Raw genomic sequence first — 26,403 nt, 5'->3', positions numbered from 1 at the left:
CGGTTTCGCGTCCGCACTAATCGCCGACGCTGACGCGAAAATCGTCGTTTATTCTCCGCATTCCGCTCCGATCGGCTGCCGCCGGCGCGCAAACCGCGCCAGATCTGAGGCTTGGCGGGCCTTCATACGCGACGATACCGCGCATTGTTGCAGGTTCCAGTTCAGAACGTTTCAGTGCGTGGGAGTTGCGGGATGATTTTTTGATTGATAATCTGCGGCACGTTCCAATGATCGGCGAGTGCCTGCCGGGAATATCAATATATTCAATATATAAAAAGCTGAGAGAGCGATGACGATCCGAGAAAATCACCGCGTCGGATTTCGCGTGGGCGATGTCGTGACGCTGAAAACGGGCGGGCCGCGCATGACCGTCACGTATGCCGGGCCGGTCGTGTTCGACGACGGCGACTGGCTGATCTGCCAGTGGTTCGACGAAAGCGGCGAGTTCCGGCAGGAAATGTTCCATCACGACACGGTGGTGCCCGAGCCGCGCGCGATTTCGGCCGGACGGGTCCGGCTGCGCATGCAGTCGCTCCGCTCGCGGTCGGCGGCCTGACGCCGGCCGGCCGCCGCGATGCCGCGACGTGTCACGTGTGGCGCGCGGCGCCCGTGCGACGACATTTCACGCCATCCCGAAACATGCGGCGGCGCGCGGCGCCGATACTGAGCGCATGAACCCGACCGATCCTGTTGCCGCGGTCACGCACCGCGATCCCTATCCCTATTACGCAGCGCTCGTCGACGGGCCGCCGCTCGCGTTCGACGCGACGCTCGGCCTGTGGGTCGCGAGCCGCGCGGCCGCCGTGACGGCCGTGCTCGGCCATCCGGCCTGCCGTGTGCGGCCGCTGGACGCGCCGGTGCCGCCCGCGTTGCGCGGCACGACGGCCGGCGCGCTGTTCGGCGACCTAGTACGCATGAACGACGGCCCGTCGCGACACGACGTACCGAAGCAGGCGTTGCGCGCGGCGTTCGCGCCGATCGATACGGATGCGCTGCGCGATCGCGCCGACGCGCTTGCCGCGCAGCGGTTGCCGGCGCCCGGCGATGCCGATGCGCTGAACGCGTGGTGCATGACGGTGCCCGTGTGCGCGGTTGCCGATCTGCTCGGCTTCGACGAAACGCAGCTCGACGACATTGCCGCTCGGGTCGTCGAGTTCGTCGCCGCGCTGTCGCCGCTGTCGGATGCTGCGGCGCTGGCGCGCGCGAGCGACGCGGCGCGGCACCTGCTCGACCGGATGACGGAACGCGTCGCGCAGTCGCATGCGCACGACGGCACGCTGGTCGCCGTGGTACAGCGGGCGGCCCGTGCGTCGGGCTGGCACGCGAGCAGCGCGCTCGTCGCGAATCTCGTCGGGTTGCTGTCGCAGACGTGCGAGGCGACGGCCGCATGGCTCGGCAATGCACTCGTGGCATGGAACGGCGAAGCGGACAGGGTGCCGGATGCCGCCGCGCTCGACGCATTCGTCGCCGAAGTCGGGCGTTTCGATGCGCCGGTGCAGAACACGCGCCGCTTCGTCGCGGCGCGCACGACGATCGAAGGCGTGCGCGTCGACGCCGGCGATGCCATCCTCGTCGTGCTTGCCGCGGCGAACCGCGATCCGGCCGTGCATCGCGATCCGCACCGGCTGATGCCGGGCCGCGCGGCGGGGCCGAATTTCGGTTTCGGCACGGGGCCCCATGGGTGTCCGGGCGAGCGGATCGCACGGGCGGTGACGGCGGGCGCGTTCGCGGCGCGGCTGCGCGCGGGCGGCTGGCCGCCGCGCGACGCGCTGAAGTGGGATTACCGCGCGTCGACCAACGTCAGGATGCCGAAGTTCGACGCGATACGGTGAAGCGGGGAAGAGTGGCTTGACGGCAGGGGCTTAACGGCAGCCTTGCTTTTCCGCCCATTGCTCCTGCGCGGCGACGCGGCGTTGCACGCGTTCGACGAGGCCGGTCGAGAAGGTCCGCATGCTGACACCGCGGCGCTTCGCGAGGATCGTCTGCGCGACGTCGGTGCGCGGGTTCGGCTGGCACGCCCAGTACAGCGTCATCAGCCAGCCGATGCCTGTCCATGCGAACAGTGCGTTGAACATCGCGATCGTCAGCTTGTCGTGCCGGCCGCGCCGGTCGGCAATGACGGCCGGCAGGAAATAGAGCGCGATCGCCGCGACTGAACCGGCCACTTGAATCAGGACTGCATCATGCATGGTGCTGCTCCGTCCGAACTGCAATGAGGCTGATTGTCGCGCTTTTTCCGTTCGTGTGCAGGCAATTGATTGTTGCGCTTTTAGTGACGATCAGGCGGCTTCGGCGTCCGCCGGCAGGACGTCGTTGCTCAGCGTGAAACCTTCGTCGAGCCAGCCCGTCACGCCGCCGATCATCAGCTTGACCGGGCGGCCCAGGCGCGCGAGCCGGACCGCCGCGCGCGCGGCGCCGTTGCAATGCGGCCCCGCGCAGTAGACGACGAACAGCGTGTCGGCCGGGTAACCGGCGAGCTTGCCTTCGATGATCTTGCGGTGCGGCAGGTTGCGCGCGCCGGGCACGTGGCCGGCGGCGAACAGGTCGGGGCCGCGCACGTCGAGCAGCACGAAATCGGGCGTGCCGGACGCGAGGGCATCGTGTACGTCCCAGCAGTCGGTCTCGAAGCGCAGCGATGCCTCGAAATGCGCGAGGGCGGCCGGGCTGTCGGCGGCGGGGACGTCGGTGACGTGGGACATGGTCGGGCTCTCCTTGTTGAGCGGCACGGAACGCGCCGCAATGAAGGGCAGTATCGCGGTTCGGCCGGTTTCGCGGCAGTGGCGCGATCGACAAGTTCCGGTAACATCGCGCCATGCACAATCATCTCGTCGTCGCGCTCGCCTACGATCGCCTCTGCACGTTCGAATTCGGCTGCGTGGTCGAACTGTTCGCGCTCGAGCGCCCGGAACTCGGCGTCGACTGGTATCGCTTCGCGGTGTGCGCGAGCGAGCCGGGGCCCGTGCGCGCGGCAGGCGGCATTACCGTTGCCGCGCCCTACCGGCTCGCGATGCTCGATCGCGCGGACACCATCGTGATTCCCGGCTGGCGCGATCCGGACGAACGCCCGCCCGAGCCGTTGCTGAAGAAGCTGCGTGCCGCGCACCGGCGCGGCGCGCGGCTCTGCTCGATCTGTTCGGGCGTGTTCGTGCTGGCGGCGGCCGGCGTGCTCGACGGCCTGACCGTGACGACTCACTGGCGGTATGCGGAACGTCTGCAGGCGCGTTATCCGGCGCTGCGCGTGAATCCGGATGCGCTGTACGTCGACGAAGGGCGGATCGTCACGTCGGCCGGCTCGGCGGCGGGGCTGGACATGCTGCTGCATCTCGTGCGCCGCGATCATGGCGGCGCTATCGCGAACCGCGTCGCGCAGCGCCTCGTGCTGCCGCCGCATCGCGACGGCGGGCAGGCGCAGTTCGTGCCGCGTCCGGTCGCACCGGGCGGCACCGACCGGCTCGCGAAGCTGATCGACTGGATGCGCGCGCGTGCGGCCGAGCCGCACACGCTCGCATCGCTCGCCGCGCAGGCGGCGATGAGCACGCGCACGCTGCAGCGGCAGTTCGCGGATGCGACGGGGATGTCGCCGCTCGCGTGGCTGATCCGCGAACGCGTGAACGTCGCGAAGGACATGCTCGAAGCGCAGCCCGCGTTGCCGCTCGCGCAGATCGCGGCGCGCGCGGGGTTCGGTTCCGAGGAATCGCTGCGCCGGCATTTCCGGCGCGTCGCGGCGACGAGCCCGGCCGCGTACCGGCGCGGGATGGATCGCGGCGGCACGTAGCGCGCGCCGGGCAGGGCCGCGCGTGCGCGACGATGAAAAGCGCGACTCATGTGGCGGCGGCCGCTCATTCCGAACAACGATGCCGTCCCGCACGCGAAGAAGGATGCGGGTGAACCGACGCGGCGGCTGTGGCGCGACGCGCTCGCCTGCGCGGCCGGGCTGCGCGACGCGTTGCCGAACGCGGTCCGAACAGCCGGGAAGGGAGCGCCGGCGGGGAAGCATCGGCGTATGATCTGGGTTTTCGTCAGCCCGATCCAGGCACCCCCACCATGACATCCGTCGACACTACCCGCGTCCTCGACCATGACAAGCTCGTGACCTTCATCGAGCGCAAGTGGAACGATGAAATCCTCCACGCGCTGACCGACTACATCGCGATTCCCGCGAAGAGCCCCGCATTCGACCCCGACTGGGCGAAGCGGGGCTATCTCGAGCGCGTCGTCACCGACGCCGCGCAGTGGGCCGAACGGCAGCCGGTGAAGGGCCTGAAGCTCGAAATCGTGCGTCTGCCGGGCCGCACGCCGGTGATCTTCTTCGAGTCGCCGGCCACGCGCTCGGGCAGCACCGACACGATCCTGCTGTACGGCCACCTCGACAAGCAGCCCGAATTCGACGGCTGGCGCGCGGACCTCGGCCCGTGGACGCCGAAGTTCGAGAACGGCAAGCTGTACGGCCGCGGCGGCGCGGACGACGGCTACGCGATCTACGCGAGCCTCGCGGCGCTCGGCGCGCTCGACGAGCAGGGCATCGAGCGGCCGCGCTGCGTGGGCCTCATCGAGACCTGCGAAGAGTCGGGCAGCTACGACCTGCTGCCGTACGTCGACGCGTTGCGCGACCGGCTCGGCCAGGTATCGCTCGTCGTGTGCCTCGATTCGGGCGCCGGCAACTACGACCAGATGTGGCTCACCACGTCGCTGCGCGGCCTCGTGTCCGGCGACCTGCAGGTCGAGGTACTCGAAGAAGGCATTCATTCGGGCGTCTATGGCGGCATCGCGCCGTCGAGCTTCCGTGTGATGCGCCAGTTGTTCGAACGCCTCGAGGACGCGAAGAACGGCAACCTGCTGCCGGGCGCGTTCCATTGCGAGATTCCGGCCAGCCGCGTGCGCGAAGCCGAGGCCGCCGCCGCGATTCTCGGCGACACGGTGTGGAAGGGGCTGCCGTGGGCGTGCGGCCAGGACGGCAAACCCGTGCTGCCGACCACGACCGACCCGCGCGAGGCGCTGCTGAATTCGACGTGGCGTCCGTCGCTGTCGGTCACCGGCGCGGCCGGCATGCCGGCGCTCGCCGATGCGGGCAACGTGCTGCGTCCGCGCACCGCGTTCAAGCTGTCGCTGCGGCTGCCGCCGCTCGTCGACGCCGCGCAGGCCGTGCAGCAACTGAAGGCGTTGCTCGAACTCGATCCGCCGTACAACGCGAAGGTCACGTTCAAGCCGGACGCGGGCGCCGCGACCGGCTGGAGCGCGCCGGATCTCGCGCCGTGGCTCGCGTCGTCGCTCGACGCCGCGTCGCGCCGCCACTTCGGCGCCGACTGCGCGTACATGGGCCTCGGCGGCACGATTCCGCTGATGAACGTGCTGCAGGAAGGCTTTCCCGCGGCGCAGTTCATGGTGTGCGGCGTGCTCGGGCCGAAGTCGAACGCGCACGGTCCGAACGAGTTCCTGCACGTGCCGTACGCGAAGAAGCTCACGGCGGCGGTGGCCGACGTGATCGCGACCGCGCGCTGATCGTCGCAGCGTTCGACGTATCGATTGCCCGACCCGAACCGACTCGATGGAGTGTTGCCGATGACCGCATTGCCGACGCCCGATACCGAACCGCTGCGCATGCGCGCCGAACCGCTGCATGCATTCATCGCGGCACTTTGGGAACGGGCCGGCAGCCACCCGCGCGAGGCGACGCTCGTCGCCGATCATCTGGTGGGCGCGAATCTCGCCGGACACGATTCGCACGGGATCGGGATGATCCCGAATTACGTCGCGTCGTGGCGGGAAGGGCAGTTGCAGCTGAACGGGCACGCGTCGATCGTCCGCGACGGCGGCGCGGTGCTGACGATCGACGGCGGGCGCGGCTTCGGCCAGGTGATCGCGTTCGAGGCGATGGTCGAAGGGATCGAGCGCGCGCGACGCATGGGCATCTGCGCGATCGGGCTGCGCGACGTTCACCACCTGGGCCGCATCGGGCATTGGGCCGAACAGTGCGCGCGCGCGGGGCTCGTGTCGTTCCATTTCGTCAACGTGCCGGGCGACCTGCTGGTCGCGCCGCTGCACGGCACCGATCCGCGTTTCGGCACGAACCCGTTCTGCGCCGCGTATCCGCGAGCGGGCAAGCCGCCGCTGCTGCTCGATTTCGCGACGAGCGCGATCGCGTACGGCAAGACGCGCGTCGCCTACAACCAGGGCAAGCGCGTGCCGGCCGGCTCGCTGATCGACCATCGCGGCCAGCCGACCGACGATCCGGCCGTGATGCACGAGCAGCCGTTCGGCGCGCTGCTGCCGTTCGGGCTGCACAAGGGCTATGCACTCGCGGCGATGTGCGAGATCTTCGGCGGTGCGCTGGTGGGCGGGCATACGACGTACGGCGATACGCTGCAGAAGACGAGTGCGATCGTCAACGGGATGCTGTCGGTGCTGATCGATCCGAACGCGTTCGACGCGGCCGATGCCGAACGCGAAGCCGATGCATTCGTTGCATGGGCGAAGGCGTCGCCGCAGGCCGGCGATACGCCGGTGCGGATGCCTGGAGAACCTGAAGAAGCGAGCCGCGCCGCGCGCGGCACGGCCGGCATTCCGGTCGACCGCGCGACGTGGCGGCAGATTCGCGAGAGCGCGGCGGCCGTGGGTGTCGACGCGGCGGAGTTCGATGCGTGGACGCGGCGCTGCGAGGTGTCCGCATGAGTTGGCAGGCGGAGAAGGCGCACGGTGAGGAAATCGCGTATCGGCTTGCGCTGCTCGGCACGGTCACCGTTGCACGGTTCTTCAGCGGTGCGGCGTTGCGGCTCGACGGCGTGATGTTCGGCTTCCTGTCGCGCGGGTCGCTGTTCCTGCGTGTGGACGACGTGAACCGGCCGGCGTTCGTCGCGGCGGGGATGGGGCCGTTCTCGTATGCGCGGCCCACGCGCACCGTCGCGCTCGAGGGCTATTACGAAACGCCGGCCGACGTGCTCGAGGATGCGGGCGCGCTGTTCGACTGGTGCCGCGGCGCGTATCGCGCGGCGCTGCTGGCCGGGCCGCCGAAGCGCAAGGCGAGGGCGGCGTCGAAGACGGTAGCCGGGGCGGGGCCGAAGGCCGCGCCGAAAGCTGCTGCGAAGGCTGCGTCGAAACCGGCAGCGAAACCTGCGGCGAAACCGGCAACGAAACCGGCAACGAAACCGGCAACGAAACCGGCGTCGACACAGAAAACGAAGCCGGCGGCGAAATCCGCATCGAAACCGGTGTCGGCGCAGAAAGCGAAACCGGCATCGAAATCATCGCCCGCGCCGGCACCGAAACCTGCGGCGAAGCGCAAGCAGGCGTAGTACCGGTTACGAGAAGCGACGGCGTCGCGATTTTCGCGTTCCTGAATTTCAGGTATGCCCGTCGCGGCCCACCCGCACGCTGCGCGTGCCGACTCGCCCGCACGATCCGGCGCACGAATGCATCGAGCTTGACGCACCGCACGTCCTCCATGCTTCACAACGGCCGCCCCGGCGTTTATGATCGGCGCGGGTTGCGCCCGTGCCTGGCGACCCGCACCGGCCTCGCCGCCGGCCCCGCGAACGGCGCACCGTACGCCGCGCGGAACGCTTCCTCACTCACCATCCCAGACGGAGACAGCCGATGCTCGTCCTGATTCTCGGTTTAGCGATCTTCCTCGGTGTGCACTCGATCCGGATCGTCGCCGACGGCTGGCGGTCCGCGACGATCGAGCGGATCGGCGAGAAGGGCTGGAAGGGCGGTTACGCGATCGCGTCGATCGTCGGTTTCGCGCTGATCATCTGGGGGTACGGGATCGCCCGGGCGGGTGCGACGCTGCTGTGGGTGTCGCCGGTCGGCGTGCGCCACCTGACGGGCATGCTGACCGCGGTCGCGTTCGTGCTGATCGCCGCGTCGTACGTGCCGCGCAACCGGATCAAGACGCTCGTCGGGCATCCGATGCTGGCCGGCGTGATGGTCTGGGCGGTGGCGCACCTGCTGGTGAACGGCACCGTGCACGCAGTCGTGCTGTTCGGCGCGTTCTTCGTGTGGTCGATCGTCGATTTCGTCGTGTCGCGTGCGCGGGATCGCCGCGACGGTGTCCGCTATCCGGCCGGCGGGCTGGCCGGCGACGTCGCGGCCGTTGCGGCCGGACTCGTCGCCTGGGCCGTGTTCGCGCGGTTCCTGCACGGCCCGCTGATCGGCGTGCGGCCGTTCGGCTGAACGGAATGCACACACCAGTCGGCCTTGCGCCGGCCTGCGATCCTTCACGCCGGCGGCCGGCCCGAACGACGGCTGCCTTCGCCGCAAGCAATGCGCCGCGACGTTCGCGCGCGCCGTCAGGACCGCGAACCGACACGGGACGCGCGAATCCGGGTTGAACGCCTGCGACTCCGGCACGGCGACAAGCCCTGGCAGCGCGACCCGGTTCGGCACCGGATCGCGAAAGACGTCTGGCGGTTTGCGCGTCGATTGCCGCGATCGCGGCGGCAATGGACGTGCGTCAGATCGGTTTGACGAACAACCCGACGGTCAGCAGCGCGCCGATGCAGACGATCGCGATGCGCAGCACGCGTTCGTTCACGCGATGCAGCGCCCACGCGCCGAGCAGGCCGCCGACGATCGCGCCCGCACCGAGCGCGATCGCCGCGCGCCAGTGCAGTTCGGGCGACGTCACGAACAGCACGACGGCCGATGCGTTCATCACGCCCGCGAGCGCATTCTTCGTCGACATCGCGTGGCGCGGCGGCAGGCCGGCCATCGTCAGCGCGGCCATCATCAGGAACCCGATGCCGCCGCCGAAGTAGCCGCCGTAGACCGCGATCAGGAACTGCGAGACCCCGGCCGCGACGGGGCCGAGATGTTGCGCGCCCGCGCCCGGTTTGCGGAAGAAACTGCCCCACGCGAACACGACCGTCGCGAACAGCACGAGCCACGGCACCAGGTGCGAGAAGATCGACGACGGCGTCTTGAGCAGCAGCAGGCCGCCGAGCGCGCCGCCGGCCACGCTGATCGCGAACAGTGCGCGAAACGGCAGCCTGCCGACGCCGCTCACCATGTTCCGGCTCGCCCAGCCCGTCGTGACCTGGCCGGGAAACAGCGCGACCGTCGACGTGATGTTGGCCGCGAGCGGTGACATCCCCGACACGATCAGCGCGGGCAGCGTGATGAACGAGCCGCCGCCCGCGAGGGCGTTCTGGAGGCCGGCCCAGAGGCCGGCGAGGATGATGAGGGCAAGCATCGGTTGCGGGAACGGGGAGGTGGCTGGACTCGCTAGCCGGAAGCGGGCAGGCGCGGCGGACGCACGATGGTAATGCAGGATCGTGGGCGCGGGAAGGACCGACGCGGCGGGAGAGGCCGGGGTTGCGATACGAAGCGTCCGTCGCGTCGTGGCAGGGGGCGAACGTGCAGACGGGATGCGCCGTCGCGGCGATCTCGATCAGAAAAAACACCCGATTTAACGCTTCATTACGATGGGCTTACCGGAAAGGTGCTAGATTCGCGCACCGATATCTCATCAAGCGGAAGGGGCAAAAAAATGCTGAAGAAATTGGCCGGGATGGCAGTGGTGGTCGGTGCGACTGCGGTGGCGTCGCTGCCTGCCGTGGCAGGCGACACGAATAACGCGCTCGGCGGCGCGCTGGGTGGCGTCGCCGGCGCGGCGGTCGGCAACGCGGTCGGCGGGAGCACGGGGGCGATCATCGGCGGGGCCGTCGGCGGTGGCGCAGGCGGCGCGGTGACGTCGAACAAGCGGGAACGCACGGGCGCGGTCGTCGGCGGCGCCCTGGGCGGCGGCGCCGGCGCCGCCGCGGGCAACGCGATGGGCGGCACGGCCGGCAGCCTCGTCGGCGCCGCCGTGGGCGGCGGCGCGGGTGCGGCGCTGGGCGGCCACGTGTCGCGCAACAACTCGCGTTCCAGCGATCATTACCACGGCAACAAGCACAAGAACAAAAAGCGCCACAAGCACGACGACTGACCGGCGGTTCGCCCGCGAGCGGCGATGGGTCGAGCGCACATCGTCGCGACGTCGTTTCGCACGTCCGCCGGCAAGCGCCGATGGCGCCGGGTGGCCGGGCAAGCCTCCGTGATCGCCGAGCATGAATGGCGACGGACGCCGGGTAATCCGGCGTCGACGAATTTCATGAGGATTCCTGTTGTTTTCGGCGCGGGAGGGGCCACAGCGGAACCGCTCGCCCTGGGGCCGACGGTTCGCGGGAGAGCGCACGGGCAAGCTGCAGCAGCAAGGTTGGGCGAGTGCGGCGCCGATTGCATACGCGGCCGGACCGGCCAGATTGAAGCGCGGTTTTGACAACGGTGGACATTCCGGCGGGCGAATCGAACGAAACATCACCGAACCCCGGTGAAATGCCGATCGAGTCGCAAAACGGGCGCGGCGGACACTCCAGCCGGTTTTCTCGAATCGCCGGAAGATTTTCGCAAAATCGGTTGATCGGGATTTGTTTCGTGAAACGTATGCGAGCCAAGACGGAATATTGACGAGAAAGTCAATAGAAGAGTCTAAAAGTTCTGTTATTCGATCGCGATGAGCGGACCGCGCGGTGCTTTGCGCGCACGCAGTACCAGCCGGCCGCGCAGCGCCTGCCGAGGCTCGCGCGGGCTCCGCTGCGGCAGGCTTTGCTTCACCGGCCGGCTTGCGTGCGCGATGCGCGGCGCGACGCAATCGAATCGGTTTTGTTTTATTGTTCATTCGCGTTCATCGTTTCATTTAAACCTGATACGCATCGTGTCGGGTTGCGATTTATTTCAACGCGGTGCACAATCGTTCACAAGTGCAATAAATCCGCAGCGGATTTTCTCAGCGGCACGAATACTCCCCGCCATTCACTGCCCGCCATTTCGGCGGACGCACGATCGTGCGTCGGGCTCGGCGGCGCGACTGCCGATTTCCGGTCTATCGCGAATCGCGGAGCACATACGCCCGAGGCACGATGCCGCTGGCCCATCGGCCGGCCGGTCCCGACAGTACAGCAAGAGCGCAACATGGCGACTTCCATCGACCTCAATCTTCTCGTCGTTCTGGACGCGTTGTTGTCCGAGAACAGCGTCGTGGGCGCGGCCAACGCGCTCGGCCTCAGTCCGTCCGCACTCAGCCGGTCGCTCGCGCGGCTGCGCGTGATGACGGGCGATCCGTTGCTGGTGCGGGCCGGGCGCGATCTCGTGCCGACCCCGCGCGCGCTCGAGTTGCGCGACAGGGTGCATGCGCTCGTCGTGGAGGCGCATTCGGTCATGTGCCCGTGCGAGCGGGTCGACATGCGTACGCTCAAGCGCACGTTCTCGATTCGCGCGAACGAGGCCTTCGTCGAGACGTTCGCGCCGGCGCTGCTCGAACACGCGTCGCGCGTCGCGCCCGACGTGCGGCTGCGCTTCGCGCCGAAACCCAACAAGCATGTCGATGCGCTGCGCAACGGCGACATCGATCTCGAAGTCGGCGTGATCGGCCAGGCCGGCCCGGAACTGCGCGTGCAGGCGCTGTTTCGCGACCGCTTCATCGGCGTGGTCCGCGCGGATCATCCGCTGGCGACCGGCGAAATCACGCCGCAACGCTTCGCGTCGTTCCCGCAAGTGGGCGTGTCGCGCCGCGGGCAGTTCAACGGCCCGATCGATACGCTGCTCGATTCCCTCGGCATCGTGCGGTCGGTGACCACCGTCGTATCGAGCTTCCCGACCGCGCTGTCGCTCGCGCGCAGCTCGGACTTCGTCGCCAGCGTGCCGGAGCGGCAGACCGAGCGGTCCCGCGCCGGCATGTACAGCTTCACGCTGCCGTTGCCGATCGCGGACCTGACCGTCTCGCAGATCTGGCACCCGCGTTTCGATCGCGACCCCGCGCATCGCTGGCTGCGCGATTGCGTGCGCAGTATCTGCGCGCCGCGCGTGGCCGATGCGATCGCGCCCGCCAGTCGTGCGGCCGTTTCGATATGACGTGTCGTGCAACTCTGGTGGCGTGCGTCAACGTCATTGATACATTGCGTCTCGTGCATCTTCCGAAGCGTAAATCGATTCGGTATGCTCGATTCCATTGTGACAACACCGGAGATAATGGGTGGGAAGAGCGTTGCTTTTGAATTCGCCGAATATTCGTGACGCCTTTAAATAATAAACATCCAATCCGAGGGGCATGTGAATCGAGATGAGCGGCGGAAATGAATCTGAAACATTGGCGTCTTATTCTGGATGGAGAAACGAATGATTCAGTGTGCGGCGAATATAGAGGCTCCCGTGGACGTCGCGTTGAGCATGCGCGAATGCGAGGTATTGCGATGGGCGGCGGAGGGGAAGACCGCGTATGAGATCGGCATCATTCTCGGCCTGACCGAGCGGACGATCAATTTCCACATCTCGAGATCGATCGTCAAGCTCAACGCGTCCAACAAGACCAATGCGGTCGTGAAAGCCGTGTTGATGGGCCTGATCGTGTTTGCTTGAACGGCGCCGGGGTGGCCGTTCGTGGCCCCCCGGCTGCGGCATCAGATCGCGCCCTGGAACGACAGCACGCGCGTCCTGAACTCTTCCGGCACCGGCACCGTGGTCTTGCTGCCGTAGTCGAACATCACGTGCGTGGATACGGCCCGCGCAACCACTGCATGATCGTCGGCCGAATCGTCGGCGTCCGCCTGCCCGTCGCGCACCATCAGGTATTCCAGTTCGAAGCTCTTCGATCCGAAGCGCGTGACGCTGCTGCGGACCGTGATCGTATCGCCGTACTGCGCGGGCTTCAGATATTCGCACGAGGTCTTGACCATGATGTGCGGCAGCTTTTCCGAATAGGGCAGCTCAAGCAGATCGTGCATGTAGGTCAGGTACGCGTGCTGCAGATAGTCGTAATAGACGGGGCTGCTCACATGGCCCATCGCGTCCGTTTCCCGATACTTCACGTCGATTCGCGTTTCAAAATATTTTCTTGTCATTGCGAGGCTCCTTGGCAGAACAGCAGGTGAGAACGTGTTTTGTCAGGAGTTAAGTTAGACGTGATCCGCATATCGGAATACTGTCGGAAATCACAGATATCCACCATGTGAAATGCTTCTGAGATAAATGACAGTATCACCGGGGATTTGACCGCGCTCTAATTGCCTCCGTAAATCGGCATCCGATCAGCGAGAGTGGAGCGTTAAATGGAAAAACCCGTTGAGGCAGCGTTGACGCAAGGCGTGGCGGTGATCAGTGCGCAGCGATTGCGCACCGAGTTGCCGTGCGATCCCGGCCTGGCACGGTCGATCGGCGATGCGCGGCGCGCATTGGCGCGCATCATCGCGGGCGAGGACGACCGGCTTGCGCTGATCGTCGGCCCGTGTTCGATCCACGATGCGGACGCCGCGCTGGCGTTCGCGCGCCGGCTCGCGCCGCTGCGCGAGCAGTACGCCGATGTGCTCGAGATCGTGATGCGCGTCTATTTCGAAAAGCCGCGCACCACGGTCGGCTGGAAAGGGCTCGTGAACGACCCGTATCTCGACGGCAGCTTCCGGATCGAGGACGGCCTGCGCGTCGCGCGCAAGGTGCTGCTCGGCATCAATGCGCTGGGCTTGCCGGCCGCGACCGAATTTCTCGATCCGATGACCGCGCCGTATCTCGACGACCTCGTGTCCTGGGGCGCGATCGGCGCGCGGACGACCGAATCGCAGATCCATCGCCAGGCGGCCTCGGGGCTCGACCTGCCGATCGGCTTCAAGAACGGCACCGACGGCAACGTGAAGGTCGCGATCGACGCGATCCGCGCGTCGCGCGTGTCGCACAGTTACCTGAGGCCCTCCGTTTCCGGCAGCGTGGAAATCGCGACCACGTCCGGCAATCCCGACACGCATATCGTCCTGCGCGGCGGCAAGACCCCGAACTACGACGCCGCCAGCGTCGCGGCCGCCTGCGCCGCGCTGCGCGACGCGCATCTTCCCCCGTACGTCGTGATCGATGCGAGCCATGGCAACAGCGGCAAGCAGACCCGCGCGCAGATCGACGTCTGCGGCAACCTCGCCGCGCAACTGCATCGCGGCGAACGCGCGATCGTGGGCGTGATGATCGAGTCGTTCCTCGTCGAGGGCCGGCAGGACCTGGTGCCGGGCACGCCGCCGGTGTTCGGCCAAAGCATTACCGACGCATGTCTCGGCTGGGATCACACGGCCGAACTCATCGAGCAGTTGGCTGCCGCGGCGGTTGCGCGGCGGCGTTCGCCAGCCGGCTTCATCGCGCACGGCGCCGCCGTCGCGAGGCAGGCCGTTTCTTACTGAATGAAAGGAGCTCTCTTGAACTCACCCATCGACATCGCCCGCGCGCTCGACTGGAAAGGCGACGGCGCCAGCCGCACGCCATACGAGGCGTATACGAGTGAAGCGCTGTACCAGCGGGAACTCGAGCGCCTGTTCTATGCGAATCACTGGTGCTACATCGGCCTCGAAGCCGAAGTGCCGTCTCCCGGCGATTTCCAGCGGACCGAAGTCGGCGAGCGATCCGTCGTGATGACGCGCACGGAGGATGGCGAGATCGTCGTCTTCGAAAACGCGTGCGCGCACCGCGGCATGCAGTTCTGCCGCGAGCGCTCGGGCAAGGCGAAGGATTTCCACTGCCCGTATCACCAGTGGAACTACGACCTGAAGGGCAACCTGATCGGCGTGCCGTTCCGGCGCGGCGTGCGTCAGGGCGGTACGATCAACGGCGGCATGCCGGCGGATTTCGAGCCGGGCAAGCATGCGCTGCGGCGCCTGCGCGTGTCGACGCGCGGCGGCGCCGTGTTCGCGTCGTTCGACGAGAACGTCGAATCGTTCGAGGATTTCCTCGGCCCGCGCATCCTGCCTTACTACGACCGCCTGTTCCACGGCCCGAAGCTGACCGTGCTCGGCTATACGCGGCAGCGCGTGCCGAGCAACTGGAAGCTGATGGTCGAGAACATCAAGGATCCGTATCACGCGGGGCTGCTGCACACCTGGTTCGTCAACTTCGGCCTGTGGCGCGCGGACAATCCCGCCCGGCTCGTGACCGATGCGCATCACCGGCACGGCGCGATGGTGTCGATCCGCAGCGGCGGCGGCGGCGGAGAAGTGACCCACAACGTGACGAGCTTCAAGGAACGCATGACGCTGCACGACGACCGCTTCCTCGACGTCGTGCACGAACCGTGGTGGGGCGATCCGACCGTCGTGATGCTCACGCTGATGCCGAGCGTCATCATCCAGCAGCAGGTCAATGCGCTGTCGACGCGGCGCATCCGGCCGATCGGCCCGGGCGTGTTCGACTACGTGTGGACGCATTTCGGTTTCGAGACCGACACCGAGGAGATGACGCGGCGCCGCCTGCGCCAGGCCAATCTGTTCGGGCCGGCCGGCTTCGTGTCGGCGGACGACGGCGAGGTCATCGAATGCGTGCAGCAGAGCTTCGAGCAGATCCAGCACGGCAACGTTTACAACGAGCTCGGCGGCCGGCAGATCGACGAGCAGACCGAACACATGGTCAGCGAAACGCTGGTGCGCGGCATGTACCAGTACTGGCGCCAAGTGATGGAGGCCTGAATGAGCACGATCACGACAAGAACGGCCCGGCCGGCCGCCGAGCCGCACGCGGGCGGCGCGACCTTCGAGGATTTCTATTCGCTCGTCCAGCTCAACGCGAGATATGCGGCCGTGCTCGACGGCGGCGACTGGGACGCGTGGCCGGAATTCTTCATCGAGCAATGCCGGTACACGGTGGTGCCGCGCGAGAACCACGAGCGCAACCTGCCGCTGGCGGTGATGGATTTCGAAAGCAAGGGCATGCTGAAGGATCGTGTCTACGGGATCAAGGAGACGCTGTTCTTCGATCCGTACTATCAGCGCCACGTGATCGGGCTGCCGCTCGTCACGTATCTCGACGACACGGTGATCGAGGCGGAGACGAACTACGCGGTGCTGCGCACGAAGACCGAGCAGATGAGCGACGTGTACAACACCGGGCGCTACCTGGACCGCATCCTGCGTACGCCGCACGGGCTGCGTTTCGAGTCGCGCATCTGCGTCTACGACAGCGAGATGATTCCGAACTCGCTGATTTACCCGATCTGAACGAGGTGCCGAACGTGACTACGGAATGGATCGATGCAGTCGCGCCGGAAACGGTGCGCGCCGACGGAATACTCGGCGTCTGGGTGGGGGGCCGCGACATCGCGCTGTATGCGGTCGGCGACGAGATCTTCGCGACCGAGAACCAGTGCACGCATGGCGACGCGCGATTGAGCGACGGCTTCCTGCTCGACGACGAGATCGAATGCCCGCTGCACCAGGGGCGCTTCAGCGTGCGGACCGGCATGGCGCTGTGCGCGCCGCTGACGACGTGCGTGCACACCTACCCGGTGAAGATCGAGAACGGCCGCGTGTTCGTGCAGCTCGCGCCGGCCGACGCGGCGGCGCCGGCGCCCGCGGAGGCGCGATCATGAGCGCGTACGTGATATTCGACATCGACGTGCACGACGTCGACGCTTACCAGGCGTACCGCCGGCTCGGCGCGCCGACGGTGGCCGAGTACGGCGGGCGCTTCCTCGTGCGCGGCGCCGAAGTCGAGACGCTGGAAGGAGACTGGGCGCCCAAGCGCGTCGTCGTGCTCGAATTCGAGTCGGCGGAGCGCGCCCGCGAGTGGTATCGGTCGGAGGGTTATCAGGCGGCCAAGCGCCTGCGCGAGCCGGCCGCGCGGACGATCGGCATCCTCGCCGACGGCTACGTGCCGGCGCCCAGCGACCCGCGTTGATCCGCGTTAAGCGGCGCAGTTGAAGGGGCTGCGCGCCGTGTCGATCGGCGCGACAGCCCCTTTTTTCATTCGCGGTGCCGTCGAGCGCGGCCCGCCAGGCCGATTCATCCATGACGGCGATGCGGTCCGGCAGGGGCTTGCGCCGCCCGCCGCCCGGTTAGCCGGTCAGTCGCTCCTGCCGGGCGAGACGGCTTCCGGATGTTTTCCGTCGCGCGTCACGCGTGGCGGGAGCGGATCGACCAGACCGCCAGCAGCGTCGCGCCGAACAGCAGCAGGCAGCCGAACGAGAAATCGTTCAGCGCGAGCATGTGCGCTTCGACGTCGATCGCATGCGAGACCGACGCGAGCGCGCCGGACGGCGACAGCCCCGCGTGATCGAGCCGCGCGAACCAGTCGGCGGAGGCGAAATCGTACGGCGTGATGTGGTCGACGAGATAGGTGTTGTGCACGCGGGAACGACGCTCGAAGTAGGTCGGCGCGACCGAGGTCGCGACGCTGGTGCCGATCCGGCGCAGCGCGTTCTGCAGCCCGGATGCCGCGGGTAGCCGCTCGCGGGGCAGCCCGGCGAGCGAAAGCGACACGAGCGGCGTGATGAAGAACGCGGTGGCGGCGCCCATCAGCAGCGAATTGGCGGCGATGTCGCCGAGGGTCACGTCGCTGTTGAAATGCATGCGCCAGAACGACGCGGCGCCCCAGCCGACGAGCGCGACGGTCGCGAGCAGGCGCGGATCGGTGCGGCCCTGGAAGCGGCCGAGCAGCGGCGCGATCACGATCCCCGCGACGCCGAGCGGCGCGGTGGCGATGCCGGCCCAGGTGGCCGTGTATCCCTGCTGGGTCTGCAGCCACAGCGGCACGAGCACCAGCGCGCCGAAGTAGAGCCCGAAGCCGACCGTGATCGCGAGCGTGCTCGTCGTGAAGTTGCGGTCCGCGAACAGCCGCAGGTCGACGATCGGATGGTCGTCGGTCAGCTCCCAGAGGACCAGCGCGACGAACGACGCGATGCCTACGACCGCCAGCATGCGAATTTCGTCGGAGGCGAACCAGTCGAGGTTCTGGCCGCGATCGAGCAGCAACTGGAACGAACCGAACGCGGCGGTGAGCAGCAGCAGCCCGACGACGTCGACCGGCAGCCGCCGCGTCGCGTTGTCGCGCCCCTTCAGCAGCCGTGCGAGCACGCCGAGCACGAGCACGCCTGGCGGCACGTTCACGTAGAAGATGTACGGCCAGCTCAGGTTGTCGGTGATCCAGCCGCCGGCGATCGGCCCGAGCACCGGCGCGACGAACGTCGTGGTCTGCCACACGGCCAGCGCGACGTGGCGGCGCGTCGACGGGAACACCGCCATCAGCAGCGCCTGCGACAGCGCGGTGATCGGGCCCGACGCGGCGCCCTGCAGCGCGCGAAACACCAGCAGCGACTCGAAGTTCGGCGCCATCCCGCACAGGATCGACGTGACCACGAACAGCAGCACCGACACGCGGAACAGCCGCACCTGGCCGAAGCGCTGCGTGAGCCAGCCGGTAAGCGGCAGCGTGATCGCGAGCGGCGTCGCGAACGAGGTCAGCATCCACGTGCCCATGTCCGGTGCGACGCCGAGATCGCCCGCGATGGTCGGGACGGCGACGTTCGCGATCGTCAGGTCGAGCGTCTGCATGAAATTCGCGACGCTGACCGCGATCGCGACGAGCGCCAGCGGCATGCCGGCAAGCGGCTCCAGCGGCAGTTTCGGCGCCGCGTTCCTGGAGAAGAAGCGCATCGTCAGGCTCCCGGCGCGAGCGGACGGGCGCCGCTGTTCGCGCGAATCGTCTCGGCGACGAGCGCGTCGCCCGCTTCGTCATCCTCACGATAGATCGACGTGGCGTCGATCGACCGGCGCGCTTCGGGCGCACGGGCGGGTGGCGACGCCGACGCGGTGCCGGGGCCGCGATCGACCGGCACCGAGGCCGTCATCGACAGGCCGATACGCAGCGGGTGCGCGCGCAGCTCGGCGGGATCGAGCGCGATCCGGACCGGCACGCGCTGGACGACCTTGATCCAGTTGCCGGTCGCGTTCTGCGCGGGCACGGCCGCGAAGGCGGCGCCGGTGCCGGCTTCGAGCCCGACGACGCGCCCGTGGAACACCACGTCGCTGCCGTACAGATCCGAGAACAGCTCGACCGGCTGCCCGGCGCGCATGCCGCGCAGTTGCGATTCCTTGAAGTTGGCCTCGACCCACACGTGATCGAGCGGCACGAGCGCCAGCGACGGCGTGCCGGGCGACACGTGCTGGCCGACCTGCACGACCCGGCGCGTGACGAGCCCGCCGAGCGGCGCGTGTATTTCGGTGCGGCGCAGCGCGAGCGCCGCGCTGCGAACGCGGGCCGCCGCCGCGCGCACGAGCGGATTCGTGTCGATCGACGTGCCGTCGGTGCGCGCGAGCGTCGCGTCGTAGGCGGCCTGCTGCGCGTTCAGCGCGGCTGCCGCGCCGTCCATCGCGTCGCGTGCATGGCGAAGATCCTCGCGCGACACGCCACCGTCTTGCGCGAGGCTCAGCCGGCGCTGCAGGTCGTCGTTCGCCTTGGCCCATTCGGTGCGCCGCACCCGGATCTGCGCTTCCTCGCGCACCACGTCCGCATGCGCGGTGCGGTATTGGCGCACCGCGTGCGCGAGTTGCGCGACCGCTTCGTCCAGCGCGAGCCGTGCATCGGTCTTGTCGACGCTGAACAGCAGGTCGCCGGGCCGGACCCAGTCGGCGTTCTGCACGCGCACGGCGTCGACGGTGCCGCCGATCTGCGGCGAGATCTGCACGACGTCGCCGGATACGTACGCATCGTCGGTCGTCTCGGTGCCGCGCGTGGTGGCCCACGCGGCGGCGGCGAGGCCGGCCGCGCCGGCGAGCGCGATGAAGAACCAGCGGAAGTAGCGCCGGCGCGTGCGTTGCAGCGAGGGCTCGGCGGCGGGGGATTCGGGACGGTTCATTGTGCGACTCCAGTGGAAGTGGCGCCGCCGAGCGCGGCGATCAGGCGGGCGTGCTCGATCGCGAACGACGCATCCGCGCGGGCGACCGATGCGCGATCCTCGAGCAGCCGGCCTTCGGCGAGCAGGACGTCGAGGTAGCCGGAAATGCCTTTCCGGTAGCGCTGCGTTTCGATGGTGTAGGTCCGTTGCGCGCGCGCCAGCGCCTCGCGCTGAAGCGCCCGCTGCCGGCCGAGCGTGTCGATCTGGACGAGGGTGTCGCTGACCTGCGCGAGCGCGTTGACGACCGTGTCGTCGTACGTCGCGACGGCGGCGTTGTAGGCGGCGGTTTGCACGCGCAGGCCGGCGCGCAGGCGCCCGCCCTCGAAAATCGGCAGCGTGATCGCGGGGCCGGCGCCGAGCGTGCCGCTGTTGCCGTGGAACAGAGCGCGGAAGCCGAAGCCCTGCACGCCGGCGAAGGCCAGCAGATTGACGTCCGGATAGAACGCGGCGCGCGCGGCATCGATGTTCGCCGCTTCGGCTTCGACCCGGTAGCGTGCGGCCAGGACGTCCGGCCGGCGGCCGATCAGCGCCGCGGGCAGGACGGCCGGCATCGGCAACGCCACCGCCGGCGGCGCGGCGGGCGTCAGCGCGTCGGCGTAACCGGGCCCTCGACCGACGAGCGCGGCGAGCCGGTGGCGCAGCCGGGCCGAGGCGGCCGCATGCGTGTCGATGTCGGCCTGCGCGTGCGGAATGGGTTCGCTCGCCCTGAGCACGGCCACCTGCATGTCGAGGCCGGCGTCGGCGCGTTGCGACGTGAGGCGCAGCAGATAGCTGTGCTGCTGGAGCGTATCGCGCGCGATCGCGAGCAGTTGCTGTTCCAGCGCGAGCTGCAGGTACGTTTCGACGATCGCCGCCTGCAGCGACACGGCGGCCGCATGCTCGAGCGCGCGCTGCTGATCCGCGCGCAGCGCGGCGGCGCGCGCCAGCGCGTGCTGCCGGCCGGCGATGTCGAGATCCCACGACGCGCCGAGGAGCGCCTGCGCGTCGACCTGCCAGTGTCCGGCCGCGGGCGGCGGCGTCCGATAGCTGCCCGGCAGGCGCGTCGGCACCGCGCTCGCCGTCGCGCCGAGCTGCGGTAGCAGCGCGGCGTTTTCGACGTCGGCGTCGGCCAGCGCCTGCGCGACACGTTCGCGCTGCGCCTGCAGCGTCGGTGCGCCGGCCAGCGCATCGTCGACGAGGCGATCCAGCTGCGCGTCGCCGAACGCGGTCCACCAGCGTTCGGCGATCGTCGGCGAGCCGGCGCCGGCGGAGCGAATCGCGGCGCCCGCGTCGAGTTGCTCGACGGGCGTGATCCGCGCCGCCGGGCGTTGCGGGCCGAACGGGGCGCAGCCGGCGATCGCGAGCGCGGCGAGCGCGGGAACCAGGCGGCGCGCGCCGCACGCTCGGTCGATGAGGAGGGGCATGGTCGATTTCCTGTCGCGTGAAGGCGAACGGTCTGTATCTAAAAATATATCTTTAGATATTATTCGACGATCGGCAACTGGTAGAAATGGCAGTCGGCCGCACCGGCCGCACCGGCGGCCGGCATCGTCGAAAAGCGGAAGGGGAAGGACAGAGGCGCGCGGGTTACGCGATGGCGAGTGCGTCGAGCGCGGCCGCGAGCGTTTGTGCGACGGACTGGCCGGAGGTATCGATGCGGCAGTGCGCGCACGCGCGGTACAGCGATTCGCGCGCGTCGTGCAGCGCGGCGAGCGCGGCGCGCGGGTCGGCGACGTTCAGCAACGGGCGGGACGCGTCGCCGCGCGTGCGGTGCCACAGGGTGTCGAGATCGCTCGCGAGATGGATCACGAAACAGCGCTGGCCGAGCCGGGCGCGCGTGTCGTCGCGCAGCACGGCGCCGCCGCCGGTCGCGAGCACGAGCGCCGGCCCGCCGGTCAGCGCGTCGATGACGTCGGCTTCGCGTGCGCGGAAGTCGCCCGCATGGAATTGCGCGGCGATGGGTGCGCCGAAGCGGCGTTCGAGTTCGCGGTCGGCGTCGACGAACGGCAGCGCGAGTGCGCGGGCCAGTGCGCTGCCGACGGTTGTCTTGCCGGCGCCGGGCATGCCGACGAGCGCGATGCGCATCGGGCCGGCCTGCGGGCGCGGGCTCACAGGCGGCTCCGCAGCGACGGCGCGCGGCGGGTCACGGCGGCGATGCGCTGCATCCGGACGTAGTTGGCGAGCGGGTCCAGCGCATCGGTGACGAAGGTGTGAGGCGCGCCCGGAGCCGTGTCCAGCGCAATGCCGGCGACCACGAGCGTGCCGTCGCACAGTGCGTCGGCGAGCGCGCCGATTCGCGCGCCGAGCGCCGGCGATGCCACGCCGAGATCTGCAACGACGCGGCGCGAGCGCGGCCAGTCGACCGGCTCGGCCGGGCGTACCGGCCAGCGCGCCAGCAGGCCGCCGGGCAGCGGCGTCGCGGCCCGTGCGGCGGATGTCTCCAGCACTCGCCAGGTCAGCGGCGCCGCGGGCAGGCATGCGCGCCAGCGGCCATAGGCGGTCGCCAGGCTGTCGCCGATCGCCACCGCGGGAAGCCGGAGGCGCTCGCAGCGCCGCAGCAGGCACGCGGTGCCGGCGGCGTCGGGTGTGCCGCGCACGAACGGCAGCAGCTCCAGTTCGTCGTCGTATTCGGCGCGCAACGCGCGCAGCCATCGCCCGGCGGCGAGCGACAGGCAGTCCGCCGCGGCGATGCCGCACAGCACGAGCAGGCGATCGTCGCGACCGTCGCGAATCGCGAGCAGCCGGGCGGCGACGCGGGACGAAGCGGGCGCCGTCGTCATGATGCGGCCGGGCCGTCGGCGTGCCGGTCGGGACAACCCGCGGCTCGCGGATAGGCGCCGAGAACGCGCAGCTCGGACGCGGCGGGCGCCATCTCGTCGAGCGCCGCGCGCACGTTCGGATCGAGCAGGTGCCCGCCGAAATCGATGCAGTACCGATACGCATGGCCGGCGCCGCGTGCCGGGCGCACGCCGACCCACAGCAGCGGGGCGCGGTGTCGGGCGAGCGCGTCGAATACGCGCGCGAGCGCGTCGGGCGCATCGGTCGGCCGCAGCACGATGCTCGTGCGGTCGTGGCCGGTCGGCGCGGGCGCCTGGCCACCGACGATCACGAAGCGCGTGTGGTTGTCCGGGTGATCCTGGATCGCGCTGGCAACGATTCGCAGTCCGTAAAGCGCGGCCGCGGGCTCACCGGCGATCGCCGCGCAGTCATACAGGTGCGCCGCCTCCCGCGCGGCCACCGCGTTGCTGGACACCGGGATGCGGCGCAGGCCGGGCGCATGCGCGTCGAGCCACGCGCGGCATTGCGCGAGCGCCTGCGGATGGCCGACCACGCTGTCGACGCCGGCGAGCGATCCGCTGGCGCTCAGCAGGCAGTGCGCGACCGGCAGTTCGATCTCGCCCGTGACGCTCGCCGCCTGCGCGATCAGCAGGTCGAGCGTGCGGGTCACGGCGCCTTCGGACGAATTCTCGATCGGCACGACCGCGCATTCCGCGTCGCCGCGCGCGAGCGCGTCGAATACGGCGTCGATCGTCTCGTGCGCCTGCCCGCGGGCGAACTCGCCGAAATGACGGAGCATCGCGGTTTCGGTGTAGGTGCCTGACGGGCCGAGGAACGCGACGGACGGCAGCGCTTGCGCGTCACGGCTCGCGCTGAACAGCGTCTGCCAGATGGCGCGCAGGTCGCGGTCGCGCAGCCCCCACGGCGCGCGCGTGCACAGCTCGGCCACGATCGACGCTTCGCGGGCGGGCTGCCGCACCGCGAGCCCCGCATGCCGCTTGAGATGACCGATCTCGGTTGCATGAGCGATGCGCTGGCCGATCAGTTCGAGAAGCTGGGCGTCGATCACGTCGATCCGCGCGCGGCGTCGCGCGATCGCATCGTCGACGGACGACGGGGCGGCAAGTTCGGTCGGCGTCATGGCGTGTCGATCCGTGAAGCGGAGGAAACGGCCGGCCGATGCGCGGCGACGTGCGCCGCCGCGCCCGGCTGCATGCGTGCGACGGCGCGCGCGTATTCGGCCGCGAGGCGTTCGACGATGTCGGCCACGCTGAGCACCGCGTCCATCGCGCCGACGCCCTGGCCGGCCCCCCAGATGTCGCGCCACTGCTTCGCGCCGCCGTCCGGCGAGAAATCGAGCTGCGCGCCGTCGACCCGTGCGAGCCGGCGCGCGTCGAGCCCGGCCGCCTCGATGCTCTGGCGCAGGTAGTTGCCGTGGACGCCGGTGAATGCATCGGTGTAGACGATGTCGGCAGCGCTGGCTTCGACGATCGTGTCCTTGTAGCGCTGCACCACGTTGGCTTCGTGCGACGCCAGGAAGCGCGTGCCGATGTACGCGAAGTCGGCGCCGAGCGCGCGCGCGGCGGCGATCGCGTCGCCCGTCGCGATCGCGCCGGACAGCGCGATGAAGCCGTCGTAGAAGCGCCGCACTTCCGTGACCAGCGCGAACGGCGACAGCGTGCCGGCGTGGCCGCCCGCGCCCGCCGCGACGAGGACGAGGCCGTCGACGCCGGCTTCCAGCGCCTTCTGCGCATGTCGCACCGTCGTGACGTCGTGCAGCACGATCCCGCCGTAGGCGTGGATCGCGTCGACGATGTCGCGCGACGGCGCGCGCAGGCTCGTGATCATCAGCGGCACGCGGCGCTCGATGCAGATGCGCAGATCCTGTTCGACGCGCGGATTCGACGGATGGCAGATATGGTTGACCGCGTACGGGCCGACCGGCGCATCGGGATGGGCCTCCCGGTACGCGCGCAGCGTGCCGTCGATCGTGTCGATCCAGTCGCCGAGCTGCGCGCTGAGCCGCGCGTTGAGCGCCGGAAATGCGCCGACGATCCCGCTCCTGCACTGGGCGAGCACCATCTCGGGATAGCTCGCGATCAGCATCGGAGACGCAATCACCGGCAGCCGGAGACCCTGCAGCGGAAGCGGAATCATGGTCGGGCTCCGGCTCGTCAGCGCACGAGCGCCGCGCTGTCGCGCCGCTCGTCCAGGCGGCGGTGGAAGCCGTCGCGGCTGACCGCGCAGCGCGTATGCACGCCTTCGCCGACGACGCCCACCGCGTCGCGCACCTCGACCCGGTACGTCATCATGCGGCCGTCGACCTCGATCAGTTCGGCGTCGACCGTCACCTCCCATTCGGGCGGCGTCGGCGCGAGATGCTTGATCTCGAAGTTGTAGCCGACCGTCATCTGCCCGGCCGGCAGCAGATGGTCGGTCGCCTGCATGCAGGTCTGTTCGATGAAGATGATCATGATCGGGCTCGCGAGCGCGTGCGCTTCGCCTCCCCATTGATCGGCGAGCGAAATCGTGTCGACGCGGTGGGTGGCGCGGGCACGCAGGCCAGTCTGGATAGTCAAGGGCAGCTCCTGAAGGGGGATGGAAGGGTGAACGCTCACGCCGCGCGCGCCGTGGCGGCCGCGCGTCGTTGCATCTGGCTGAAGATGTTGCGGTAATGCATTTCCTCGGTGCCGCCGGCCGAGCCCATCGCCAGCGCGTCGGCGACGAAGGTGGCGAGCGGGCCGCGCCGGTAGCCGTCGCTGCCGTGAATCGCGAGCAGGTGCAGCGCGGCCTGCGCGAGATCGCGCGCGCCCGCGAGCTTCGCGATCGAACAGTTCGCGAGCGCCTCGGGACGTTGCCCGACGAGTTGATCGAGCGCCGCGCGCGCCGTCCAGCGCGTGCGTTCGATGCCGACCTGGACGTCCACCAGCCGGCGCTGCACGTGCTGATGGGCGTCCAGCGCGACGCCGAGCGTCTTGCGGCCGCTGGCATGCGCGAGCGCGTCGGCGAGGAACGGCTGGGTGACGTTCGCGCACAGCAGGCCGAACAGCGCGCGATTCATCGACGCGATGTCCATCAGCAGGCGCAGCCCGTCGCCGGGCGTGCCGAGCAGTTCGTCGGCGTCGACGCGCACGCCGGACAGCGCGAGATCGCCGATCGGAAGATCCGCGACGCCGAACGTCGCCTGCGGGGCGCTGCGCCGCACGCCCGCGCGTTCGGGATCGATCAGCAGCAGCGCGGTGGCCGGCTTGCCGTCGCCGGTCAGCGTCGCGACGATCATCATCAGGCGCGCTTCGGGCGCGTGGCTGATGTTGTACTTGTGGCCGTCGAGCCGGTAGTGGTCGCCGTCGCGAACGAGGCACGTTTCGAGCGCGCGCACTTCGGTGCCGGTACCTTTCTCGGAGATCGCCGTGGCGCCGATGGCGCCGGACAGCAGCGACGGCAGATGCCGTGTGCGCTGCGCGTCGGAACCGTATGCGACGATCGCGCGAATCAGCGTCGCCTGATTGGCGAGCGCCATCGCGAAGCCGACGGAGCGCAGCGCCGCGGCGACCGCTTCGAAGGCATCGACGAAGTCGTGCCACGTGCCGCCCGCGCCGCCGAGTTCGCGCGGTACCGGCAGGCGCCACAGTCCCGCGTCCGACAAGGCATCCCATGCGTCGCGATGGAAGGCGCCGCAAGGGGCGGAACGCGCATGGCGTTCGGCGATGTCCCGGTACGCGGCGGTCGTCGTGTGCTGTGCTTCGCTGGCGGTGAGAGTCATGTCGGGGCGCGGGCTTTGCAGGGATCGTGTCGCCAATCTAATGAAAAGCGCCCGGACGAGAAACTGTCAGTTATTGCACTTCGGCGCGGCGCGCAGCGGGGAGTGAAGCGAGCGTGATCGGCGAGGCGATGGGCGGCGGAGCGCGATTGCCGGAGGGGATCTTGACGCGCGTCGCGTACATCGGCGCTCGCGCCGCGCGGCCGTCCGCGGCGTCGCGGCG

Annotated in this window: 27 protein-coding genes and 1 pseudogene; 15 read left to right on the top strand and 13 right to left on the bottom strand. The window is 69.1% G+C overall.

The genetic code is table 11. From position 1 onward, the window contains the following. Positions 1–289: 289 nt before the first annotated feature. Together LGM42_RS28570 and LGM42_RS28565 are read left to right on the top strand one after the other, a co-directional pair. Positions 290–556, top strand: a complete 267-nt coding sequence (locus LGM42_RS28570) for a YodC family protein (RefSeq protein WP_059584584.1) — start codon at positions 290–292, stop codon at positions 554–556. Between the two features lie 115 nt (positions 557–671). Then, positions 672–1,832 carry a cytochrome P450 gene (locus LGM42_RS28565; RefSeq protein WP_226234039.1) on the top strand — a complete coding sequence of 387 codons (1,161 nt, stop codon included), beginning with the start codon at positions 672–674 and terminating at the stop codon, positions 1,830–1,832. A 30-nt stretch (positions 1,833–1,862) separates the two neighbouring features. Here the strand turns inward: LGM42_RS28565 and LGM42_RS28560 are convergent, their stop codons facing one another. Further along, complete coding sequence (locus LGM42_RS28560) at positions 1,863–2,189, bottom strand: superinfection immunity protein (protein WP_006480800.1); 327 nt, start codon at positions 2,187–2,189, stop codon at positions 1,863–1,865. 90 nt (positions 2,190–2,279) lie between these two features. Beyond that, complete coding sequence (locus LGM42_RS28555) at positions 2,280–2,699, bottom strand: rhodanese-like domain-containing protein (RefSeq protein ID WP_226234038.1); 420 nt, start codon at positions 2,697–2,699, stop codon at positions 2,280–2,282. 113 nt (positions 2,700–2,812) lie between these two features. Here LGM42_RS28555 and ftrA point away from each other — a divergent pair, with 113 nt between their 5' ends. The 5 genes from ftrA to LGM42_RS28530 all read left to right on the top strand — a co-directional run bounded on the left by ftrA (position 2,813) and on the right by LGM42_RS28530 (position 8,169). Next, the gene (gene ftrA, locus LGM42_RS28550) at positions 2,813–3,775 is read left to right on the top strand and encodes a transcriptional regulator FtrA (protein ID WP_226234037.1); all 963 of its coding nucleotides are present in this window, start codon (positions 2,813–2,815) and stop codon (positions 3,773–3,775) included. 269 nt (positions 3,776–4,044) lie between these two features. Next, complete coding sequence (locus tag LGM42_RS28545; RefSeq protein WP_059639823.1) at positions 4,045–5,499, top strand: M20 family metallopeptidase; 1,455 nt, start codon at positions 4,045–4,047, stop codon at positions 5,497–5,499. Positions 5,500–5,559: 60 nt separating this feature from the next. Beyond that, complete coding sequence (locus tag LGM42_RS28540; RefSeq protein WP_226234035.1) at positions 5,560–6,669, top strand: malate/lactate/ureidoglycolate dehydrogenase; 1,110 nt, start codon at positions 5,560–5,562, stop codon at positions 6,667–6,669. Next, positions 6,666–7,289, top strand: a complete 624-nt coding sequence (locus LGM42_RS28535; protein WP_226234033.1) for a TfoX/Sxy family protein — start codon at positions 6,666–6,668, stop codon at positions 7,287–7,289. Before LGM42_RS28540 ends, LGM42_RS28535 begins: the two co-directional genes overlap by 4 nt. A 301-nt stretch (positions 7,290–7,590) precedes the next feature. Beyond that, complete coding sequence (locus tag LGM42_RS28530) at positions 7,591–8,169, top strand: NnrU family protein (RefSeq protein WP_060310609.1); 579 nt, start codon at positions 7,591–7,593, stop codon at positions 8,167–8,169. Between the two features lie 280 nt (positions 8,170–8,449). On the opposite strand, the gene LGM42_RS28525 is transcribed toward LGM42_RS28530, so the two are convergent. Next, complete coding sequence (locus LGM42_RS28525) at positions 8,450–9,187, bottom strand: sulfite exporter TauE/SafE family protein (RefSeq protein ID WP_059584597.1); 738 nt, start codon at positions 9,185–9,187, stop codon at positions 8,450–8,452. Between the two features lie 297 nt (positions 9,188–9,484). On the opposite strand from LGM42_RS28525, the gene LGM42_RS28520 reads away from it, so the two are divergent. The 3 genes and pseudogenes from LGM42_RS28520 to LGM42_RS28510 all read left to right on the top strand — a co-directional run. After that, entirely contained in the window at positions 9,485–9,922 is a 438-nt protein-coding gene (locus tag LGM42_RS28520) for a hypothetical protein (protein ID WP_059584599.1), read from the top strand. A 1,025-nt stretch (positions 9,923–10,947) separates the two neighbouring features. After that, positions 10,948–11,886: a LysR family transcriptional regulator gene (locus LGM42_RS28515; protein WP_059584601.1), complete on the top strand. Its 939-nt coding sequence runs from the start codon at positions 10,948–10,950 to the stop codon at positions 11,884–11,886. Between the two features lie 306 nt (positions 11,887–12,192). After that, a pseudogene (locus LGM42_RS28510) lies at positions 12,193–12,390 on the top strand (LuxR C-terminal-related transcriptional regulator); the annotation flags it as partial. 41 nt (positions 12,391–12,431) lie between these two features. On the opposite strand, the gene LGM42_RS28505 reads toward LGM42_RS28510, so the two are convergent. Continuing rightward, a complete protein-coding gene (locus LGM42_RS28505; protein WP_060011819.1) occupies positions 12,432–12,872 on the bottom strand; it encodes an acyl-CoA thioesterase in 441 nt (146 codons plus the stop codon). 207 nt (positions 12,873–13,079) lie between these two features. On the opposite strand from LGM42_RS28505, the gene LGM42_RS28500 reads away from it, so the two are divergent. The 5 genes from LGM42_RS28500 to LGM42_RS28480 are packed head-to-tail and all read left to right on the top strand — an operon-like array spanning position 13,080 to position 16,668. Further along, complete coding sequence (locus tag LGM42_RS28500) at positions 13,080–14,186, top strand: 3-deoxy-7-phosphoheptulonate synthase (protein WP_060310612.1); 1,107 nt, start codon at positions 13,080–13,082, stop codon at positions 14,184–14,186. Between the two features lie 15 nt (positions 14,187–14,201). Further along, positions 14,202–15,461: an aromatic ring-hydroxylating oxygenase subunit alpha gene (locus LGM42_RS28495; protein ID WP_050018149.1), complete on the top strand. Its 1,260-nt coding sequence runs from the start codon at positions 14,202–14,204 to the stop codon at positions 15,459–15,461. Next, positions 15,462–15,989, top strand: a complete 528-nt coding sequence (locus tag LGM42_RS28490; protein WP_059584605.1) for an aromatic-ring-hydroxylating dioxygenase subunit beta — start codon at positions 15,462–15,464, stop codon at positions 15,987–15,989. It begins immediately after the preceding gene. 14 nt (positions 15,990–16,003) lie between these two features. Further along, positions 16,004–16,360, top strand: coding sequence for a non-heme iron oxygenase ferredoxin subunit (locus LGM42_RS28485; RefSeq protein ID WP_059585100.1), 357 nt, complete (start codon positions 16,004–16,006; stop codon positions 16,358–16,360). Then, the gene (locus LGM42_RS28480; protein WP_059584607.1) at positions 16,357–16,668 is read left to right on the top strand and encodes a DUF1330 domain-containing protein; all 312 of its coding nucleotides are present in this window, start codon (positions 16,357–16,359) and stop codon (positions 16,666–16,668) included. Before LGM42_RS28485 ends, LGM42_RS28480 begins: the two co-directional genes overlap by 4 nt. 215 nt (positions 16,669–16,883) lie before the next feature. On the opposite strand, the gene LGM42_RS28475 is transcribed toward LGM42_RS28480, so the two are convergent. From LGM42_RS28475 to LGM42_RS28435, 9 genes are all read right to left on the bottom strand, one after another. After that, a complete protein-coding gene (locus LGM42_RS28475; protein ID WP_059639816.1) occupies positions 16,884–18,422 on the bottom strand; it encodes a DHA2 family efflux MFS transporter permease subunit in 1,539 nt (512 codons plus the stop codon). A gap of 2 nt (positions 18,423–18,424) precedes the next feature. After that, complete coding sequence (locus LGM42_RS28470; protein ID WP_060011813.1) at positions 18,425–19,624, bottom strand: efflux RND transporter periplasmic adaptor subunit; 1,200 nt, start codon at positions 19,622–19,624, stop codon at positions 18,425–18,427. Beyond that, positions 19,621–21,066: an efflux transporter outer membrane subunit gene (locus LGM42_RS28465; protein ID WP_226234030.1), complete on the bottom strand. Its 1,446-nt coding sequence runs from the start codon at positions 21,064–21,066 to the stop codon at positions 19,621–19,623. Before LGM42_RS28465 ends, LGM42_RS28470 begins: the two co-directional genes overlap by 4 nt. A gap of 163 nt (positions 21,067–21,229) precedes the next feature. After that, positions 21,230–21,754, bottom strand: coding sequence for a shikimate kinase (locus tag LGM42_RS28460; RefSeq protein ID WP_226234028.1), 525 nt, complete (start codon positions 21,752–21,754; stop codon positions 21,230–21,232). Beyond that, positions 21,751–22,422, bottom strand: coding sequence for a hypothetical protein (locus LGM42_RS28455; protein WP_060968649.1), 672 nt, complete (start codon positions 22,420–22,422; stop codon positions 21,751–21,753). Before LGM42_RS28455 ends, LGM42_RS28460 begins: the two co-directional genes overlap by 4 nt. Further along, positions 22,419–23,561 carry a prephenate dehydratase gene (gene pheA / locus LGM42_RS28450; protein WP_226234026.1) on the bottom strand — a complete coding sequence of 381 codons (1,143 nt, stop codon included), beginning with the start codon at positions 23,559–23,561 and terminating at the stop codon, positions 22,419–22,421. The genes LGM42_RS28455 and pheA overlap by 4 nt, the downstream gene beginning before the upstream one ends. Further along, positions 23,558–24,577: a nitronate monooxygenase gene (locus LGM42_RS28445; RefSeq protein ID WP_226234024.1), complete on the bottom strand. Its 1,020-nt coding sequence runs from the start codon at positions 24,575–24,577 to the stop codon at positions 23,558–23,560. Before LGM42_RS28445 ends, pheA begins: the two co-directional genes overlap by 4 nt. Positions 24,578–24,594: 17 nt before the next feature. Continuing rightward, complete coding sequence (locus LGM42_RS28440) at positions 24,595–24,999, bottom strand: thioesterase family protein (protein ID WP_059584619.1); 405 nt, start codon at positions 24,997–24,999, stop codon at positions 24,595–24,597. A 35-nt stretch (positions 25,000–25,034) separates the two neighbouring features. Further along, positions 25,035–26,183 carry an acyl-CoA dehydrogenase family protein gene (locus tag LGM42_RS28435; RefSeq protein ID WP_226234021.1) on the bottom strand — a complete coding sequence of 383 codons (1,149 nt, stop codon included), beginning with the start codon at positions 26,181–26,183 and terminating at the stop codon, positions 25,035–25,037. Between the last annotated feature and the right edge of the window lie 220 nt (positions 26,184–26,403).

Source organism: Burkholderia sp. AU39826, from assembly GCF_020419965.1.
GTDB classification, from domain to species: Bacteria; Pseudomonadota; Gammaproteobacteria; order Burkholderiales; family Burkholderiaceae; genus Burkholderia; species Burkholderia semiarida.
The sequence above is the reverse complement of the archived record's forward strand: the minus strand, read 5'-3'. Positions and strand labels throughout refer to the sequence as shown.

Bases quoted from the DNA above. Each gene is read 5' to 3' on its own strand.
- LGM42_RS28570 (WP_059584584.1), top strand. From the start codon at position 290: ATGACGATCCGAGAAAATCACCGCGTCGGATTTCGCGTGGGCGATGTC.
- LGM42_RS28565 (WP_226234039.1), top strand. From the start codon at position 672: ATGAACCCGACCGATCCTGTTGCCGCGGTCACGCACCGCGATCCCTAT.
- LGM42_RS28560 (WP_006480800.1), bottom strand. From the start codon at position 2,189: ATGCATGATGCAGTCCTGATTCAAGTGGCCGGTTCAGTCGCGGCGATC.
- LGM42_RS28555 (WP_226234038.1), bottom strand. From the start codon at position 2,699: ATGTCCCACGTCACCGACGTCCCCGCCGCCGACAGCCCGGCCGCCCTC.
- ftrA (WP_226234037.1), top strand. From the start codon at position 2,813: ATGCACAATCATCTCGTCGTCGCGCTCGCCTACGATCGCCTCTGCACG.
- LGM42_RS28545 (WP_059639823.1), top strand. From the start codon at position 4,045: ATGACATCCGTCGACACTACCCGCGTCCTCGACCATGACAAGCTCGTG.
- LGM42_RS28540 (WP_226234035.1), top strand. From the start codon at position 5,560: ATGACCGCATTGCCGACGCCCGATACCGAACCGCTGCGCATGCGCGCC.
- LGM42_RS28535 (WP_226234033.1), top strand. From the start codon at position 6,666: ATGAGTTGGCAGGCGGAGAAGGCGCACGGTGAGGAAATCGCGTATCGG.
- LGM42_RS28530 (WP_060310609.1), top strand. From the start codon at position 7,591: ATGCTCGTCCTGATTCTCGGTTTAGCGATCTTCCTCGGTGTGCACTCG.
- LGM42_RS28525 (WP_059584597.1), bottom strand. From the start codon at position 9,187: ATGCTTGCCCTCATCATCCTCGCCGGCCTCTGGGCCGGCCTCCAGAAC.
- LGM42_RS28520 (WP_059584599.1), top strand. From the start codon at position 9,485: ATGCTGAAGAAATTGGCCGGGATGGCAGTGGTGGTCGGTGCGACTGCG.
- LGM42_RS28515 (WP_059584601.1), top strand. From the start codon at position 10,948: ATGGCGACTTCCATCGACCTCAATCTTCTCGTCGTTCTGGACGCGTTG.
- LGM42_RS28505 (WP_060011819.1), bottom strand. From the start codon at position 12,872: ATGACAAGAAAATATTTTGAAACGCGAATCGACGTGAAGTATCGGGAA.
- LGM42_RS28500 (WP_060310612.1), top strand. From the start codon at position 13,080: ATGGAAAAACCCGTTGAGGCAGCGTTGACGCAAGGCGTGGCGGTGATC.
- LGM42_RS28490 (WP_059584605.1), top strand. From the start codon at position 15,462: ATGAGCACGATCACGACAAGAACGGCCCGGCCGGCCGCCGAGCCGCAC.
- LGM42_RS28480 (WP_059584607.1), top strand. From the start codon at position 16,357: ATGAGCGCGTACGTGATATTCGACATCGACGTGCACGACGTCGACGCT.
- LGM42_RS28475 (WP_059639816.1), bottom strand. From the start codon at position 18,422: ATGCGCTTCTTCTCCAGGAACGCGGCGCCGAAACTGCCGCTGGAGCCG.
- LGM42_RS28470 (WP_060011813.1), bottom strand. From the start codon at position 19,624: ATGAACCGTCCCGAATCCCCCGCCGCCGAGCCCTCGCTGCAACGCACG.
- LGM42_RS28465 (WP_226234030.1), bottom strand. From the start codon at position 21,066: ATGCCCCTCCTCATCGACCGAGCGTGCGGCGCGCGCCGCCTGGTTCCC.
- LGM42_RS28455 (WP_060968649.1), bottom strand. From the start codon at position 22,422: ATGACGACGGCGCCCGCTTCGTCCCGCGTCGCCGCCCGGCTGCTCGCG.
- pheA (WP_226234026.1), bottom strand. From the start codon at position 23,561: ATGACGCCGACCGAACTTGCCGCCCCGTCGTCCGTCGACGATGCGATC.
- LGM42_RS28445 (WP_226234024.1), bottom strand. From the start codon at position 24,577: ATGATTCCGCTTCCGCTGCAGGGTCTCCGGCTGCCGGTGATTGCGTCT.
- LGM42_RS28435 (WP_226234021.1), bottom strand. From the start codon at position 26,183: ATGACTCTCACCGCCAGCGAAGCACAGCACACGACGACCGCCGCGTAC.